The organism is Bacillus pumilus (assembly GCF_038738535.1).
GTDB lineage: Bacteria > Bacillota > Bacilli > Bacillales > Bacillaceae > Bacillus.
On record NZ_CP046128.1, the window covers coordinates 2,788,827 to 2,806,151 of the forward strand.

Consider the following 17,325-nt stretch of genomic DNA (forward strand, 5'->3'; position numbering starts at 1 on the left):
AGCAGCAACTGTCAGTTGTATCGAAAGAATTATTTTTTCTCATCTTTTTTCGTCTGAGAGGTTTTCTTTTTCGCTTCAGATTCTTTCTCTTTTTTCTCTTGATCGGCTTTTGACTGCTCTTTTTGTTCAGCTGTTTCATCTGTTTGGCTTGCGCCCGAGGAGTCGTTGGTGCTTGTCTCCGTTGTTTCTTTTTCTTCATATTTCGCCATTTCCTTAATAATCGGGTCTAGCTGTTTTTGTTTTTCTTCTGCAGTAAGACTGTCATCGTTTTGAATGTCATTGCGGTAGGCGACGAGTGCCGTGAATATGTACCGGTCGTCTCCAAGTACACGTGCAATATCAAGTGCTTCCTTGCTATTGCCTTGTCCAATATGAATCCAGAAAAGGAAATATTGAGGATCAGTCTGTAATGTGTATGTATCTGTGATTTCTTTTTTATGCTGATCGAGTAACAGGTTGCCTTGATTCGTTTGTACATACGAAATGGCCAGTTCATATTGAAGAGAGACCGGCATTTGATTGGCTGAATATTTTTCTAACGTATCCACCACTTGGCTGTACTGTTTGTTGAGATAATATTTGTTTGCCTCGACATACGCTTCGTGTTTCGGCATCGCAAAAAAGAAGGTGTATATGGTGTACACCAAAGCAGGGATTAATAGGACAAGCAGACCTAGCCCGATATATCGTTCGATCTTCCATTTCTTTTTCGGAATGGTTAATAGCGTTTTCTCTTTCGTTTCAATCGCTTCGATTTTTTGCTGAGTGAGGGCAGACAATTCTTCCAGCGACTGCGTTTCAACGATTTCTTTTGCCAGTTCAGATAATTTCAGCGTCTCACTGTATGCCACATATTCCTGAAACTGATATTCATGGTCCACCACTCGAAGAATGACGGCTTTGACTTCTTTTAATAAACGATGGTCATCCGTTTCATATGGCGGGATGCTTTCTTTGACCCCGTAATGCAAAAATGCAGGAGCTAAGCCTTGATGAAAAACAATGTTTTCAGGAGAAACAATAGGATGCAGCCGCTTCACGTCGTGTTTGCAAACTGCATCGACAAGCTGGTATGAAAAAATCCATTTGCTTTTTTCATCCTTTGCATGGATGAAACGAAATTCCTGATAGGCAGGAGGCGGTTGAATAGAAATGATGACCTCATCTTCAGTTAATTGAATCTCTTTTTTGAATGAAGGATTGATGTCTTTGATCGGTGCCGCTTCTAAACCGTCTAAGAGTTTAATTGTCTCTCTTTGAAAAATGAAGCTGTAGGCGCCACCCTCTTTTTTCATAACTGCTTCTAATTGTTCTTCTAAATAGGAACTCTTTTTATCTGCCATTTACAAAAGTCCTTTCATAGTATTTCCAGCCTGTCTCCTGTGGTGATTCCACAGTCTGACAGCTTATATTCGCCTGAAAACACAGCTTTCTTATTGACTACTCGCACCCAGCCGCCTTCTCGCTTAGGAAGTGAGATTTGTTTTGCCTGCCAGGCGATATGGATGACTTGTTTAATATGTAAATAATTTGATAGTCTCAAATCAAACACACTGCCATCATAATTTTTTAAGTCGATGGTAATATCGATATACACAAATTTCCACCTCACAAAATAGAAAGAGCGCCGGCATCCATTGACACACTCGGCGCTTTTTCTGCTTTTCACACTTAGAAAGGAAATCCCTTTGATTAGCCGCGGATTTGGCTTGCGATGTCTTGGTCAGTGCTTTCAAGTGTATTTGCCGTTTGATCAAGCTGATTGCTGACATCTGTTAGTAGATCAGACATTTTGATGAATGAAGGCTTTAACTGCTCGTATTGATCAGCAAATGCTTCACTAGAAGCACCTTCCCACATTCCTTTTAAATCAGAGATCATTCTATTTAGACGATCAACTTGGTTTAACACTTCTTGACTTTCAACACCATATTGCTTAGCGGTCGCTCTTAGTTCTTCTGGGGTTACGCGAATAATTCCTGACATATTCCTCATTACCTCCCGTGCATAGCCGCCATATAATGGGCTAATCCACTTATTTTTTGACGTTATTATTATAAAAACAGAAATGATACACAGTCAAACAAATCTGTTTTTATTTTACAAAATGAGTCTATAGAATTACTGTTTTTTCGCTTTTTATCTAGTATTTAACATTTTTTTGGTCATATATTCTTAATAAGTGTAGACACACTTCACTGAATCTTTCCGCCTATTGATTTTTTACTACGTTATTATTGTACTATTTCTTTTTCGCCTTCATTCAGCATCGATGTGCTTGCTTCTCTGGGCTTTCTCTTTTTTTAAATTTATGGCATTTTGTTATTGATTTACGTACCTCTTTCTCTTCATAATGTAAGTACGTGAAATATTCGAAAAAGCAGGGGTTTTTATGACAAAAAAGACAGATCCATTCAAGTATAGTCTTGATCGTTTAGAGGATGTGGCAGACCAAATTAGTGATGTGCTCAATTGCCCTATTACTATAGAAGATACGCATCATCGATTGTTGGCCTATAGCACTCATAATGATTTTACTGATCCCGCCAGAACTTCAACCATTATCTCCCGCCGTGTACCGGAAAAAGTCATTAATCGGCTTTGGAAGGACGGTATCATTCCTACACTCCTTAAAACAGACGAACCGCTTCGTGTCCCTCAAATTGCAGAGGTGGGTTTATCTAGCAGGGTTGCCATTTCAATCTGGAAGGACAAAGAAGTACTCGGTTTTATCTGGGCGATTGAGTCCACACAGCCTTTTTCAGAAGAAGAAATGGACCTTCTGAAGATGGCAGCACATGCTGTTAAAAACAAATTACTTAACTTACAAATTCGCAAAACGAAAACAGAAGAACGCAATCAGGAGCTTTTCTGGAAGATGCTCACAGGTCATATTCATGAAAAGGATGAGATGCTAGACCTATTTTTAAGACTTGGCATCAGATGTCCAGACACGTATGCCATCATCATCTTCCGCCTTCGTGACGAACTCACAGAAGACACAGAAAAAAAGCTATCTTACCTGCTTGAAACAACGCAGCAAGTCCAAGTGCTGTTAACAACTGTTGATTTTCACGAATTCATTATTCTTGTCTCACCCAAAACGGAACACCCGCTGCACGATATTAAACAATTCACAAGCGGCATGCTGCAGCAGCTGTCTGACCGTTATCATATCCATCACGTTCAAGCAGCGATTGGTGGAATTTACGATAACATCTCTTATATTCAGCCTTCCTATAAAGAAGCACTGGCTGTATTAAAAACAAAAGAGCGCTTTCCTGTTGAAACCGAACGTTTACACAGTTTTTCTGAACTTGGTATTTATCAATATTTAGATGTCCTCGCTGAAAAACGAAGGGGCTCATCTTACTCCAGTTATTCTTTATCAAAGCTGGAAGATTACGACCTGAGGCATCATTCCAACCTAGTCGAAACCCTTGAACGATTTATTGACTGTGACAGCAATGCCAATATTGCCGCAAAGCAATTAAACATCCACATCAATACATTGAATTACAGATTAAAACGTATTACAGACATTGCAGAAATAGATTTAAAAAACATGAATGAGAAAATGACCATATACCTTGATATGAAGCTAAAAAACGTCCATTTGTGAAATTTCACAAAGAGGCGTTTTTTTATTTTTTATTTCAACCGAAGCATTTTTTAAACATTCAGGATACACTAGACATACAATATGAATAGATAAGCATGGGAGGAATAAACATGATCATCGGCATTCCGAAAGAGATTAAGAACAATGAAAACCGAGTGGCATTAACACCAGGAGCAGCTTCTCAATTACTTTCAGCTGGACATCAGATTTTAATTGAAACAAACGCTGGTTTTGGAAGCGGATTCACTGATGACGATTATGTATCTGTTGGTGCAGAAATTCTTGATCAAGCGAAAGATGTGTGGGCATCTTCTGATATGATCATGAAGGTAAAAGAACCATTACCTGAGGAATATTCATATTTCAGAGAAGGACTCATCTTATTTACGTACCTGCATCTTGCCGCAGAGCCCTCCTTGGCTGAAGCTTTAAAACAAAAAGGCGTCACAGCTATTGCTTATGAAACAGTAACGGACGGAACATCACTCCCTCTCTTAACACCTATGTCTGAAGTGGCGGGCAGAATGTCCGCTCAAATCGGTGCACAATTTTTAGAAAAGCCAAAAGGCGGTAAAGGCATCTTGCTCGCAGGCGTACCAGGGGTATCAAGAGGGAAAGTCACAATTATAGGCGGCGGTGTTGTTGGAACAAACGCAGCGAAAATGGCGATTGGGCTTGGCGCAGATGTCACTCTTATTGACGTAAACGCAGAACGCTTGCGTCAGCTGGACGATCAATTTGGTCATCAAATGAAAACGTTAATGTCTAACCCAGTAAACATTGCTGATTCAGTCAGTGAGGCAGACCTTCTCATTTGTGCGGTGCTGATCCCAGGTGCCAAAGCACCAACGCTTGTGACGGAAGAAATGGTGAAGCAAATGAAGCCTGGTTCCGTCATAGTAGACGTAGCGATTGACCAAGGCGGCATTGTCGAAACAATAGATCATATCACAACACATGATCAGCCTACTTATGAAAAACACGGTATTTTACATTATGCAGTTGCCAATATGCCTGGAGCAGTTCCACGGACATCAACTGTTGCTTTAACGAATGTCACCGTTCCCTACGCACTGCAAATTGCTAATAAAAGCGCTGCAAAAGCCATTCAAGAAAACAAAGCCATCGCAGAAGGTGTCAATGTCATGAACGGACATATCACATATGAAGCCGTCGCTCGTGATCTCGGCTATGATTATGTGCCTGTTCATCAAGCGATCGATGCGTCTTCTATGACAGAAGCTTAATACAGACCCGCCCTTTTCATGGGTGGGTTTTTTGTTAACCAATAATAAAAACAGGTTGACAAATACTTCTCATCCCCTTAATCTATTTGTACAGATAAGACAGGGGGAAACATCATGCAACAGAAAACAAGAACCGCTGATTTTGTGCTAGTCGGAATGTTTGCTGCACTCATGGCTATTGGAGCCAATATCACATCCATTGTGCCGTTTTTGCAGGTCGGCGGAATTCCACTTACAATGCAGCCGTTTTTTTGTGTACTTGCTGGTCTCTTGCTCGGCAGACGGCTTGGCGCATTGGCTATGATTGTATATGCCTTAGTTGGAATTGCTGGTGCACCTGTATTCGCACAGTTCTCAGCGGGCTTTGGGGTTATTTTAGGCAAAAGCGGTGGTTTTGTATTATCGTATATTCCTGCTGCCTGGCTAGCTGGATTCATTTTAGAAAAAAGAAAAAATCCTGGCTTTGGCCGCTTTTTGCTTGCATCTATTGCAGGTACGACCGTCATGTATGTGATCGGAACGACTTATACGTACCTCGCATTAAATGTGTGGCTGAATGCACCCATTTCCTATCAAACCACATGGTTCTTTATGATCTGGTTTATGGTGAAAGACTACGCATTGACCATATTACTTGCGATGCTGGCACCTAAAATTTATCGCTCTGTATCAAAAGCCACATCCTTTCGAAAACAACAAGCTGCGTCATAAGTGCAGACATCATCTTCAAGTGGATCATAGAAAAAAGAGCCTGTCTTCCTTCAAGCTCTTTTTTCATCATTACTCAGCGTATTGATCTATGATTTCTTCTAGCATTCCTTCAAGCGCTTCTACATCTTCAAGATCTGATTGACTGAAGCGGTAGCGTACAAGCTGTTCTCCGTCATTATACATTTCCTCCAGCCACCCTCGCAGGCCTCTTGCTCTGCGGTCGACTTCGAAAATAACGTCTAATCCATTCTCATCTATCAAAAAAATCAGCTCTAACTCATCAAGCATATAGCGATAGTAGTCTGATGTCGGAATAAACTCAAATTCTTGAACAAATGGCAGACGACGCTGGAAGTAAGGTGCTTGTTCACAGTCCGCTTCGTTCAAGTGGAAGCCTAGATTTCTAGTGGCTTCCAGTATATTTTTCACCCAAGGATGTGCTTCAACAAAAATACGGTCATAGTCAGATTTATCGATTCCGCCTTGGATATCAAGGTCTGTCACCACTGCAATTTCTACTTTTCCGATAGTCATCGGGGTATCAATAGGAAGAATAAATGAAAACGGAAATTCATGCTTTTCGCCAGGCTGGATGATGAAAGAATCCGTCACCCGTAAAGAATAGATGTTCACATATTTTCTACGCTCTTCATCATCTTGCACAATCACATATTGCGTTTGAATCTTGACATCGATATAGCGGATGTCCTGAGAGATTTTCCCGCCCTTTGCATGGACAGTTCCCCTTACCTCTTGTCCTGGATAATAAGCGTTTTTCTCCAAAATGGTATCTACTTTCGCTGCACCAATCCCAGCACTTGCCGCTAGCTTTTTAAAAAATGACATCTCTCATCTTCCCCTTTTCATTTTTATCAGCATATATACGTAAGAAAGAGGAAGAAAGATTCATTTAATTCATACTTTTATCCTAATTATTTTTTCACCTTTGGACAGCAAAAAAATGGAGAAAACATCACAAAAAAGCTTATAGAAAAAACAACGTTTTTCTACAAGCTTTTTATGTTAAAGAATAATTGCCGCAATCCAGCCGAACAGGACAAGCGGTACATTATAAAATACGAATGTTGGAACACAAGTACCCCAAATGTGGTGATGCTGTCCATCCATATTCAATCCAGATGTCGGTCCAAGCGTACTGTCACTTGCAGGAGAACCTGCATCCCCAACAGCCGCAGCTGAACCGATAATTGCAATTGTCGCCATTGGGCTAAACCCTAGGTGTAAACAAAGTGGAACAAAGATGGTCGTAATAATTGGAATCGTTGCAAATGATGATCCGATCCCCATTGTAACAAGCAGACCCACAAGCAGCATTAAAATTGCCGCGAGGCTCTGGCTGTTGCCGATAAATTGTGAAGATGCTTTAACAAGCGTTTCAATGTCTCCTGTTTTGGTTAAAACGTTGGCAAATCCAGCCGCAACAAGCATGACAAAACCGATAAATGCCATCATATTCATTCCAGATGTAATCAGTTGATCTGCTTCATCGCGTTTCATCATTCCGGTCACAAACAAGACAAGCAGTCCTGCAAGTGCACCGAAGATCATACCTTCCACGCCAAGGCTTTGAGACAGATAAAGCTGGACAATCAATGACACGAGGATGGCAAGACCAGCAAAGAATAGACTTTTTTTCGTATACGCTGATTTCTCTACATCTGTAATGTCGCGATCCTCATATACTTTTGGCTTACGATACACGAAAAGGGAGACGATCAATCCTAGGACCATCCCCCCAACAGGGATCAGCATTGCATATGGAATATCTGCTAAATTCACAGCTAGACCTGCATCCTTCATATTATCACGGAGCATTCCGTGGAAAATCTGTCCAAAACCGACTGGAAGTAAAATATATGGTGCAGTGAGTCCGAAGGTCATGACACACGCTAGCAGTCTGCGGTCAATTTGAAGCTCGTTAAACACTTTTAATAATGGCGGAATTAAGACCGGAATAAAGGCAATGTGAACAGGAACGACGTTTTGTGAAAAACAAGATACGATCAAAATCACAAGAATGATCAGTACTTTTGATAATGTTTTTCTTCTTGAGTCGCCTTCTTTTCCTAGAAGCTTCACCGCTCCTTCAACCATGGCATCTGGAAGACCCGTTTTTGTCAGCGCCGCAGCAAATGCCCCTAAAAGTGCATAGCTAATGGCAACTGTCGCATTTCCTCCGAGCCCGTCAGTAAAGGCTTCCACTGTTCCTCCCAGGCCTAACCCACCTGCAAGTCCGCCAGCTAAAGCACCGAGTGCCAGCGCAATCACGACATTGACCCGCAGCAAGCTTAATATCAACATTAAAACAACCGCTAAAACAACTGCATTCATGGTGAAACCCCCGAAATCCTTTAGTTTACTAATGTAGTAGATAATTAAAGTACCAACGTATGTTACCATAGAAAATTTTCTTCGTCAAATGGCGTATGTCCTACATAAAAAAAGCTCCGCCATTTGGCAGAGCCTGATCCTTTATTTCTTTCCTTCAAATCGTTCCACAAATGTGGCCAATGACCGTACCATCACACCTGTCGCCCCTGTTGGCCCAAAGCATGAAGGCTTTTCTGTTGTTGCTGTTCCTGCAATATCTAAGTGAACCCAAGGCGTATCCTCAGCGAATTCACCAATGAATGCTCCTGCCATGATCGCATGACCATCGCGGCCTGGTGAGTTATTGAGATCCGCCATTTTGCTGTTTCGTACGCGCTTTTTATCTTTTTCAGTGATTGGCAGCTGCCAAATCATTTCACCGCATTCTTCTGATGCCTCTTTAAACTGAGCATATAGTTCATCGTTATTCGTCATGACGCCTGTTGTCTCATTTCCAAGTGCCACAATGACCCCGCCTGTTAATGTCGCCACGTCTACAAGGACAGAGGCACCGTGCTGCTTCGCATATGTCACCCCATCTGCTAAAACAAGACGGCCTTCTGCATCCGTGTTCAGCACTTCGATTGTTTTACCGCTAAGTGACACAATGACGTCATCCGGTTTCATTGCGTCAGCTGAGATCATATTGTCTGTCGAGGCAATGACAGCAATGACATTTTGCTCTGGGCGCAGTTCACCGATGATTTCCATGGCGCCTAAAACAGAGGCTGAACCGCCCATATCTGTTTTCATCCCAACCATACTGGCTCTTGGCTTTAAAGAATAGCCACCAGTATCATACGTGATACCTTTACCGACAAGCCCGATGACGTCTGTCCATTCTTCCTTGCCTTGATATTTCAATACGATGAGCTTTGGCGGTTCGGTTGAGCCTCTATTGACGGCTAAAATACCGCCCATTCCGAGCTCTTCCATCTGTTCTTTATCTAAAATTTCAATCTCAAATTCGTATTTATACGCAAGCTCTGCCGCGTACGAAGCCAGATCAGAGGATGTGAGCATGTTCGGCGGCATATTCACAAGAGTACGGGCCGAATTGACGGACTGTCCGTAGACCTCGCCCACTTTCAGACTCGCCTGAATTTCAGCTGTATCATGCTCCGTCGTCGCATAAACAAACTCGATAAAGCGATCCGGTTCATTTGTTTTATGTTTAAAATCTTGTAATTCATATGTAGCTAAAAGGCAGCTTTCAGAAAGGGCATGGGCTGCATCTTGGGCAGGCAGATCCTTTCCAATAAACGTGTCCAGCAAGACCGAAACCGCTTGCTTTTTATCTTGATGGAGCTTTTTAAATAAATGGGCAAACCCTTCTTTTGCCTCTTCAAACGTGTAATCTGATTCCTTCCCAAGTCCGACAAAATAAATGCGTTTGATGCCTGTCTCAGGGGATGGGAAAAACTTCGAAAGCTGATTTCGTTTAGATGAAATATCGCCTTCTTTTAATAATTCAGTGATTCTTCCTTCAAGTAATTCATCCATTTCTTTTGCTTTTCCTGATAATTGGCTCTTTTGAAAAAGTCCGATCACCAGTGTATCTTTATGCTGCAATTCATTTGTCGAGAAAAACATATTTATCACACGCTCCTTCAATGAACTCCATTTTTCACATTGGAACTTCTATTATATCAAAATTTACGTGCCTATACGATCATTGCCAGTCTGTCTTTACTTAATGAACATTTATATTTTCACACGCGGAAGGGCATCATGAAAAAAGCGATGAAAATTTGTGCAGCCCGCCTGCATTCTCCTCGTTCCACATCTACTTTCTTTAATGTTATAATTGAACATGGACTTGGCAGCATTTGATACTGCTATCATTTTTTCATCTTACTAGGGTACACAGTCCATCATTTCGCACCATATTTTTTCTTACAGAGAGGATGTTTCTTGTTCATGAGCGTACTGATGAATTTTCCGCTGCTTGCCAGCCTTGCAGCCATCTTTTTTGCTCAATTTGTAAAAGTACCGATTCAATTTATCATTTCTAGACGACTAGATTGGTCGCTCATTACAAGCACAGGCGGAATGCCAAGTTCACACTCCGCAGCCGTAACAGCACTCTCAACAGCAGTGGCTTTAGAGCACGGGCTAGATACATCTATCTTTGCCATTTCCGCCATCTTTGCCATTATTACCATGTTCGATGCGACAGGTGTGCGCAGACAGGCAGGAGAACAGGCGACTGTACTTAACAAGCTGGTGACAGATTTTAACCGATTTGTTTCTGAAGCAAAGAATTTCCCGAGTGCGGAAGAAAAAGAAAAGCAAAAGAAATTAAAAGAGCTTCTTGGTCATAAGCCGATTGAAGTCTTCTTTGGCGGCTTAACAGGGATCTTACTGACACTCATCTTAGATTATTACTTCATGTAGAAGCGAAAAAAGCTTTGGACCTAAAACTTGTCCAAAGCTTTTTTATTCTTTATTGGCTTGAAACTGCTGACGGAACACTTGCATTGATTCTGCTTCATTGAGCTGGTTTAAGTCTTTTTCCGTTAACGTCCCTTCGCCCTTTTTGATGATATACACATCAAGCACTTTTTTACCCCATTCTCTATACACATCATCTACGGTTTCATAGTATAAATCAAGCTTATGACCTTTAATGGCTTTTCCCGTATCTGCGACCACTCCGTAGCCATAGTTTGGGATAAACAGCACGGTTCCAATCGGAAAGACTGATGGGTCTGCTGCCACAGTTGAATATAAGTCACGTTTCACTTTGACGCCTGAATATGTAATGCCATATGCATGGTGTTCCTTCGTTTTACCTGTTGATTCCACACCTGCTGTATAACCTGTGGCGACAACCTTTTGCTTCGGGTAATCGTTCCAATTAAACGCTTCTTCGAGAGAAACAGCCCGCAAGTCATCACTTTTGAGTGCCATCGTTTCCCTTTTTTGCTGTTGGAAAAAAGAAGATACTTGCTTAACAGGATCAGTCTCTTTCACCCAGACAGCTAAATCACTTGGTTCAACTCCAGATATGCCCGTAAAGCTTGTCAAGAGAGCAAGCATGAAAAGGGCTGTCATGAACAATCGTTTCATCCATGTTTTCATCTTTATTTGTCACTCCTCTACCCATCTATTTGTTTCCAAACAAAATGGAAACTATGCAAAGGAGAAACAAAAAAACCCACTTGCATGTCTACAAGTGAGTTAAAACATTTGATACCCTCTTTTTCGAAGTGCATTGATGACAAAACCTGATGCAATTGCACCAATCAGACCGCTTAACAAGATAATGATATCTGCCGCAGCGAGAGAGACAATGCGTTCTCCTATCCCTGAAAAAGCAATGCCCGGTTCTCTGACATAAGCGATCATCTTTTGATTATTGATAATGAAAAGGCATACAATTGGATATAAAATAGCCATAATCCATGACATTCTCAGCAGCATATTGAGCAAAAAGCCAATGCCGAAGAATAACACGAAAAATAAAATAACTGAAATGATAACGACTGGTAAACTGATCACTTCATCTCCACCCCCAAATATCCCATCATTAGTTTAACTTGGAAATAGAGATGAAGTCAATCAATGGAAAAAGCAGATGGATTAAAGCTTCTTTCCTGTCCCTTTACATTCCTCACATGTTTCAGATCCGCCGAGCAATAGCTGAAAATACCCTTTCCCCGAACAATATTGACAGGTGGATTTTTTTTCTTTTGTTTGTGCATTCATATTGCTCACTCCCTTAATCTAAATTTTCTGATAATTCATCATAACATACTTTGCTGCCGATGACCAAGTAAGAAAATATGCCATACGTCATAAAAAAAACGTGTATCACGAGGATACACGTTTTTGTCTATTAAGGTTTAGAAGAACTTGAATTTTCCTTTTTTCAGAACAAGTCCTGGGCCGCCAACCATGAATAAAGAACGGTTGTCGATGATTTTCTTCATTGCAGAAGCTTTTGTTCCTTGAAGTTTTTTACCAAACGCAACACCTACAGCGTCGTGTTCACCAAGAGAAGCAACTGTTCCTTTGATGTCTGGCTTAAAGCTTTCAAGAGAACCACCTTTAACTAGTGCTGCAAGGTTTTTCGCTACTGTTTCACCTTGCTGCATCGCGATTTGTGCAGTTGGTGGGTATGGACGGTTGATTTCTTCATTGATGATCAATGAACAGTCACCGATGATGAATACATCATCATTTTCTGGTACACGAAGATCTGGAGACACTTTTACGCGGCCGCGCATGTTTTCAAATCCAGCTTCTTCAACGATTGGGTTACCGCGTACACCAGCAGCCCAAACAACAGTTTCAGCTTTGATTTCTTCTGTATCATCGTCTTTTCCAACAATGATGCCTTCAGGCGTACATTCTTTGATCGCTGTACCAATTTTGAACTCAACACCTTTACCTTGAAGGTAGTTCATTGCATAGTCGATCAATTCAGGATCGAATCCTGGAAGAGCTGTTGGTGCAGCTTCTACACAGATGATACGTACGTCTTTTTGATCAATATCATACTCTTTGCAAAGCTCAGGCACACGGTTTCCAAGCTCACCTAGGAACTCAATACCTGTGAAGCCTGCACCGCCGACAACGATTGTCAAGCGCTCTGGACGTTTTTCAGCTTCCGTATTATACGTCGCAAATTGAAGCTCAATGTGCTCACGAAGCTGACGAGCAGAGTTGATATTAGAGATTGAGAATGCATATTCTTTCAGTCCTGCAATACCAAATGTTTCAGGAACAGCACCAAGTGCAACAACAAGGTAGTCGTAAGAAAGTTCGCCATCTGATGTCACAACTTTCTTTGCTTCCTTATTAATGCTTTCAACTGTTGCTTGTACAAAGTTGACACGGGAACTGTTAATCACATCTTTGATTTGATAACGACAGCGGTCATGATGAAGTGTACCTGCACTTGCTTCATGTAACCATGTTGTTTCGTAATGATAATTATGCTTGTTCACAAGAGTAATGTCCGCATCATTTGTGCCAAGCTGTTTTGTTAATCTTGTTACAGTCATTAATCCGCCATAACCTGCACCTAATACAACGATTTTCGGTTTATTCACTGGAATCACATCCACCTTTTTTAAATTTGCTGTAAAACGGATAAAGAATTACATATTGCTATTCTCAACCGCTTTCCGGCATTTTATGAAATTTAAACAAAAAAATAAGTATGTGAAAATCTGAACTTTCACCTACATAAAACGAAAGCATTTGACCGTATCCGACAAAAATTCATAAAAAATTAATATTTAGTTCCCTTAACAATAATAGCGAGTTCTGCTCCAATTTTCAAGGCTTTAAACTGAAAATCCTTATGATAAACGGTCTTTCTCGCTTTTTCCTCTTTTTCAAAGCTTCGGCATCAAAAAACGACAAGTTTTTCAAAACAAGTCAAACGACGATATGTGGTATGATATGATATAGTGATAACAATTTTCATTTGGGAGGATTAAAGGAATGCAAGAAGATTCTAAGGTATATGACATTACCGTTATCGGGGGCGGCCCAGTTGGATTGTTTACTGCGTTTTACGGAGGCATGAGACAGGCAAGTGTGAAAATCATTGAAAGCCTTCCTCAGCTCGGCGGTCAACTATCCGCTCTTTACCCTGAAAAATACATTTATGATGTGGCTGGTTTTCCAAAAATCCGCGCACAAGAATTAGTTGATAACTTAAAGGAACAAATGGATAAATTTGATCAAACCATTTGCTTAGAGCAAGCAGTTGAAACAGTTGAAAAGCAGGCAGATGGTATCTTTAAACTTGTGACAAATCAAGAGATTCATTATTCTAAAACGATCATCATTACAGCTGGTAACGGTGCATTCCAACCGAGAAAGCTTGAGCTAGGTGCAGCAGAATCATTTGAAGGAAGCAACCTGCATTACTTCATTAATGATCTGAACCAATTTGCTGGCAGACGTGTGGCCGTTCTTGGCGGCGGAGACTCTGCAGTAGACTGGGCACTAATGCTTGAACCTATCGCAAAAGAAGTATCCATTATTCACCGCCGCGATAAATTCCGCGCCCATGAGCACAGTGTAGAAAACCTGCACAATTCGAAAGTCAATGTAGTGACGCCATTTGTGCCAACTGAGCTCATTGGTGAAGACCGCATTGAACAGATTGTGCTCGAAGAAGTCAAAGGCGACAAAAAACAAGTGCTTGATGTAGACGACGTGATCGTCAACTTCGGTTTTGTTTCCTCCCTTGGTCCAATTAAACAATGGGGTCTTGAAATCGAAAAGAACTCGATCGTCGTGAAATCCACAATGGAAACAAACATTGAAGGCTTCTATGCGGCAGGAGACATCTGTACGTATGAAGGAAAGGTCAAATTGATTGCAAGCGGATTTGGTGAAGCACCAACGGCTGTCAACAATGCGAAAGCCTACATGGACCCGAAAGCCCGTGTACAGCCTCTTCATTCCACAAGCTTATTTGAAAACAAATAAAAGCGGATCAAAAAAAGGAGTTCCCACTAGCGGAACTCCTTTTTCGTTTATTTAAAAACCCCAATATAGGCATTCGCCATTCCAAGTACCATTGCAGCAAGCAGCACCACAACAATCCCTGCCACAACCAAAATCACCCGATCCTTCACACGTTCCTTTTTCGGAAGCGGCTTCTCAATCCCGCAAGCTGGACACGTTTTGGAACGATACGGAATCAGTTCATGACAGTTCCTGCAATTGATTTGTTCACTCAAACCTCAGCAACCTCTTTTCTACCTACAGTTTATGTTTGGTTCTCATGATACTCTTTTCCAGTGGAAATAGCCAGTTGTGAGAGCAAGCTGTAACAAAATTGAGCGATTTATAAATTGTTGAAGAGATAATGGCATCAATGAAGGTTTCATCTGATCAACCGATATAGGAAATAAAGAAGATCATATGAAGGATAGGTAGAAAGATGTTAAAGCGTTTATTGATCATCAGTTTGAGCTTATTACTGATGATTAGTGGCTCAGTAGAACTGTTTGCAAAAGACTATAACAAACATTATGCTCAGTTCGCAGCAGGATTGAATATTGATGTTGATCAACTAGGACCTTTTTTAAAGCATGTGCCCACTTCAATTTTAGATTCTGGTTTGAGTGATGAAGAAATCAAACAGATACTCTCCAAAGTTCAAAAAATGAATAAAAACAATGAAACGAAAAAAATGGGCACTTTTGAAGTGATGTACCATGAAAAACTCGCAAATATTAAAATTGTGATTGAAGTCCATGTGGAAGATGGCAATAAAGTGTTTAGCACCCAAGAGTTGGTGGATGGCCTGGATAAAGAACTGTTGAAAATAGAAGAAGCAATATGAGAAAGAGACACTGAATGAGTGTCTTTTTTTGGTTGATTTTCCTCATCAAAAAAGCCTCCTCGATCGTGTTGTTTACAAAAACAAACGAACAAGAAGGCTTATCTTAATCCATGATCAGTTGTTAACACTCTTCCGGCGTACCGGTATTCGTTGCTGTTCTGAAAGAAGAACCGCATCCGCATGAAGCAATGGCGTTCGGATTGTCGATGGTGAAACCGCCGCCCATTAGTGATTGTTTGAAATCAATGATGGTGCCGTTCATGATATCAAGGCTTTCGGAGTCGACAAGGACCTGGATGCCTTGCTGTTCGAACTGCGTGTCTTTCTCTGAAACTTCATGGTCAAAGCCCATGCCGTATGAAAGACCGCTGCATCCGCCGCCTTTTACGCCCACTCGCAGGAACGCATTTTCTTCTTCATGTTCTTTCATCATATCTTTAATCTGCAGTGCAGCAGCTTCTGTAATGGTTACTGGTGTACTCATGATCATCCCTCCTTTTGACTGGATGTTTCTTTTCAATTATAAACGTGATGGTGCCTTTTCTCAAATAAATGGTTTACAGATAAAATGTGCCGTCACAAATCGTTTCAGCAGGCCCTGTCATGAGCACATGGTCGTTGTCTTTCCAGCGAATGATGAGATCTCCGCCTGCTAAGTGAACCGTCATGTCCGTTTCTTTTTTCGCCTGTCCATTCACAATCGTGGATACAGCCGCAGCGCAAGCTCCCGTTCCGCAGGCTTGAGTAATGCCAGACCCTCTTTCCCACACACGAAAATGCAGTTCTGTTTCACTGACCACTTCTACAAATTCTACATTGACGCCTTCTGGGAACATGTCATGCTTTTCGATGATTGGCCCAATTGTATCAAGCGGTGCCTTTTCAATGTCCTCTAAATAAAAAACGATGTGCGGATTTCCCATTGAAACAGCCGTTCCATTTAAGGTTGTCGTGCCAAAATCAAGCGTTTCATTAATCGTTGTGCTGGCTGGTTCACCAAGCATCGGCATCGCTTCTTTTTCAAAACGAGGTTTTCCCATATCTACTGTCACTAAATGAACGTAATCATCTTGTACATGAACGGTCGCTTCAACAAGTCCTGACAATGTCTCAATCTGGAACGTTGTGTCAGTTACGATTTGATGCTCATACACATACTTTGCGACGCAGCGCAGACCGTTGCCGCAGTTTTTTCCCTCTGATCCATCATTGTTGAAAATGCGCATTTTCACAGGTGCAACATCTGATGGGCAAATAAGGATCATTCCGTCTGAACCGATTCCAGTATAAACAGAAGAAACCCGGATCGCTATCTCTGATAGCTGCTCTTCTGGAAGCTGTTCCTTCATCTGATTGACGTATATATAATTATTTCCTAATCCGTGCATTTTCGTGAATTGAAATGATGTCATGAGCTTCCTCCAAAAATGTTGTTTCTTTATAGTATAAAAGGAGTCGATTCAGGAGACAATCTTATCATCCCCCGTTTTTCATACATAGAAGCTCTTTGCTGCCATGGCAAAGGGCTTTTATTATGCATATGCCTCTTTTTCTCTCGTGTGATGCTTCATTTTGATGATATTTTATTAGCATAACATATTGGATGCGCTTTCTATTTATTCTCCTTAAAAATGGAAGCTTAAAGTGTGAAAAAAATGCACCTCATGACCCATGTGGTGCATTTAAAACATCTCATTTTCCTCTATAAAAGCATAAATACGCTCGACTAGCTGCTCTGCATTTTCTCCTGAAACAAATTCTCCATTCACGAGTGCAAATGGGGAGTCCATACATTTGCCGCAATAGCTTAAACAGCCGTATTCCATAACGTCTAGGTTTGGGTCTTTATCAAGCTTCTCTTTTGCTTCTTGAGACCCTTGTGCAAGATTACTTACACAAAATTCGATCAGTGGGAACACTTTGCTTCACCTCACATTGCCTTACCATCCTACCGAAATTCCTTCTATTAGTCAAAACATGAGCTTCATCTGTATCGTTACGCCTATTCCTCGTAAAATGTTTTACTATTTAGGACT

20 protein-coding genes are annotated in these 17,325 nt (G+C 41.2%); 6 read left to right on the plus strand and 14 right to left on the minus strand.

All coding sequences use genetic code 11. The features are described from left to right. Positions 1–29: 29 nt before the first annotated feature. From essB to GKC25_RS14295, 3 genes are all read right to left on the minus strand, one after another. On the minus strand, positions 30–1,343 hold the full coding sequence (gene essB, locus GKC25_RS14285; protein ID WP_034659846.1) for a type VII secretion protein EssB: 1,314 nt from the start codon (positions 1,341–1,343) through the stop codon (positions 30–32). A gap of 14 nt (positions 1,344–1,357) precedes the next feature. Beyond that, the gene (locus tag GKC25_RS14290; protein ID WP_003213579.1) at positions 1,358–1,597 is read right to left on the minus strand and encodes an EsaB/YukD family protein; all 240 of its coding nucleotides are present in this window, start codon (positions 1,595–1,597) and stop codon (positions 1,358–1,360) included. A 95-nt stretch (positions 1,598–1,692) separates the two neighbouring features. Then, positions 1,693–1,986, minus strand: coding sequence for a WXG100 family type VII secretion target (locus GKC25_RS14295; RefSeq protein WP_003213769.1), 294 nt, complete (start codon positions 1,984–1,986; stop codon positions 1,693–1,695). A gap of 406 nt (positions 1,987–2,392) precedes the next feature. Here GKC25_RS14295 and GKC25_RS14300 point away from each other — a divergent pair, with 406 nt between their 5' ends. The 3 genes from GKC25_RS14300 (at position 2,393) to GKC25_RS14310 (ending at position 5,580) form a co-directional block, all read left to right on the plus strand. Then, on the plus strand, positions 2,393–3,622 hold the full coding sequence (locus GKC25_RS14300; protein ID WP_034659848.1) for a PucR family transcriptional regulator: 1,230 nt from the start codon (positions 2,393–2,395) through the stop codon (positions 3,620–3,622). Positions 3,623–3,732: 110 nt separating this feature from the next. Then, a complete protein-coding gene (gene ald / locus GKC25_RS14305; protein ID WP_034659850.1) occupies positions 3,733–4,869 on the plus strand; it encodes an alanine dehydrogenase in 1,137 nt (378 codons plus the stop codon). Between the two features lie 114 nt (positions 4,870–4,983). Further along, entirely contained in the window at positions 4,984–5,580 is a 597-nt protein-coding gene (locus GKC25_RS14310) for a biotin transporter BioY (RefSeq protein WP_187704125.1), read from the plus strand. Between the two features lie 69 nt (positions 5,581–5,649). Here GKC25_RS14310 and GKC25_RS14315 read toward each other — a convergent pair whose 3' ends face one another. The 3 genes from GKC25_RS14315 to GKC25_RS14325 all read right to left on the minus strand — a co-directional run bounded on the left by GKC25_RS14315 (position 5,650) and on the right by GKC25_RS14325 (position 9,564). Next, positions 5,650–6,426, minus strand: a complete 777-nt coding sequence (locus tag GKC25_RS14315; protein ID WP_034659852.1) for a sporulation protein — start codon at positions 6,424–6,426, stop codon at positions 5,650–5,652. Between the two features lie 177 nt (positions 6,427–6,603). Next, on the minus strand, positions 6,604–7,932 hold the full coding sequence (locus GKC25_RS14320) for a Na+/H+ antiporter family protein (protein ID WP_034659853.1): 1,329 nt from the start codon (positions 7,930–7,932) through the stop codon (positions 6,604–6,606). Between the two features lie 141 nt (positions 7,933–8,073). Beyond that, entirely contained in the window at positions 8,074–9,564 is a 1,491-nt protein-coding gene (locus tag GKC25_RS14325; RefSeq protein WP_095285826.1) for a leucyl aminopeptidase, read from the minus strand. A 327-nt stretch (positions 9,565–9,891) separates the two neighbouring features. Between GKC25_RS14325 and GKC25_RS14330 the strand changes: the two genes are divergently transcribed. Further along, on the plus strand, positions 9,892–10,368 hold the full coding sequence (locus GKC25_RS14330) for a divergent PAP2 family protein (RefSeq protein WP_034659857.1): 477 nt from the start codon (positions 9,892–9,894) through the stop codon (positions 10,366–10,368). A 42-nt stretch (positions 10,369–10,410) separates the two neighbouring features. Here GKC25_RS14330 and GKC25_RS14335 read toward each other — a convergent pair whose 3' ends face one another. From GKC25_RS14335 to GKC25_RS14350, 4 genes are all read right to left on the minus strand, one after another. After that, a complete protein-coding gene (locus GKC25_RS14335; RefSeq protein ID WP_034659858.1) occupies positions 10,411–11,055 on the minus strand; it encodes a 3D domain-containing protein in 645 nt (214 codons plus the stop codon). Positions 11,056–11,154: 99 nt separating this feature from the next. Then, entirely contained in the window at positions 11,155–11,475 is a 321-nt protein-coding gene (locus GKC25_RS14340; protein WP_034659859.1) for a YuiB family protein, read from the minus strand. 81 nt (positions 11,476–11,556) lie between these two features. Beyond that, on the minus strand, positions 11,557–11,682 hold the full coding sequence (locus tag GKC25_RS14345; protein ID WP_159049984.1) for a YuiA family protein: 126 nt from the start codon (positions 11,680–11,682) through the stop codon (positions 11,557–11,559). Between the two features lie 137 nt (positions 11,683–11,819). Further along, positions 11,820–13,037: an NAD(P)/FAD-dependent oxidoreductase gene (locus GKC25_RS14350; protein WP_161937191.1), complete on the minus strand. Its 1,218-nt coding sequence runs from the start codon at positions 13,035–13,037 to the stop codon at positions 11,820–11,822. 391 nt (positions 13,038–13,428) lie between these two features. Between GKC25_RS14350 and yumC the strand changes: the two genes are divergently transcribed. Then, on the plus strand, positions 13,429–14,427 hold the full coding sequence (yumC, locus tag GKC25_RS14355; RefSeq protein ID WP_034659862.1) for a ferredoxin--NADP reductase 2: 999 nt from the start codon (positions 13,429–13,431) through the stop codon (positions 14,425–14,427). Between the two features lie 47 nt (positions 14,428–14,474). Here yumC and GKC25_RS14360 read toward each other — a convergent pair whose 3' ends face one another. Then, on the minus strand, positions 14,475–14,681 hold the full coding sequence (locus tag GKC25_RS14360) for a hypothetical protein (RefSeq protein WP_012011136.1): 207 nt from the start codon (positions 14,679–14,681) through the stop codon (positions 14,475–14,477). Between the two features lie 203 nt (positions 14,682–14,884). Between GKC25_RS14360 and GKC25_RS14365 the strand changes: the two genes are divergently transcribed. After that, entirely contained in the window at positions 14,885–15,289 is a 405-nt protein-coding gene (locus GKC25_RS14365; RefSeq protein ID WP_187704126.1) for a hypothetical protein, read from the plus strand. A gap of 121 nt (positions 15,290–15,410) precedes the next feature. On the opposite strand, the gene erpA is transcribed toward GKC25_RS14365, so the two are convergent. The 3 genes from erpA to GKC25_RS14380 form a co-directional block, all read right to left on the minus strand. Continuing rightward, entirely contained in the window at positions 15,411–15,773 is a 363-nt protein-coding gene (erpA, locus tag GKC25_RS14370; protein WP_012011138.1) for an iron-sulfur cluster insertion protein ErpA, read from the minus strand. 73 nt (positions 15,774–15,846) lie between these two features. Further along, positions 15,847–16,701: a diaminopimelate epimerase gene (gene dapF, locus GKC25_RS14375; RefSeq protein ID WP_187704127.1), complete on the minus strand. Its 855-nt coding sequence runs from the start codon at positions 16,699–16,701 to the stop codon at positions 15,847–15,849. Between the two features lie 270 nt (positions 16,702–16,971). Beyond that, complete coding sequence (locus GKC25_RS14380) at positions 16,972–17,208, minus strand: YuzB family protein (RefSeq protein ID WP_003213414.1); 237 nt, start codon at positions 17,206–17,208, stop codon at positions 16,972–16,974. Positions 17,209–17,325: the final 117 nt, after the last annotated feature.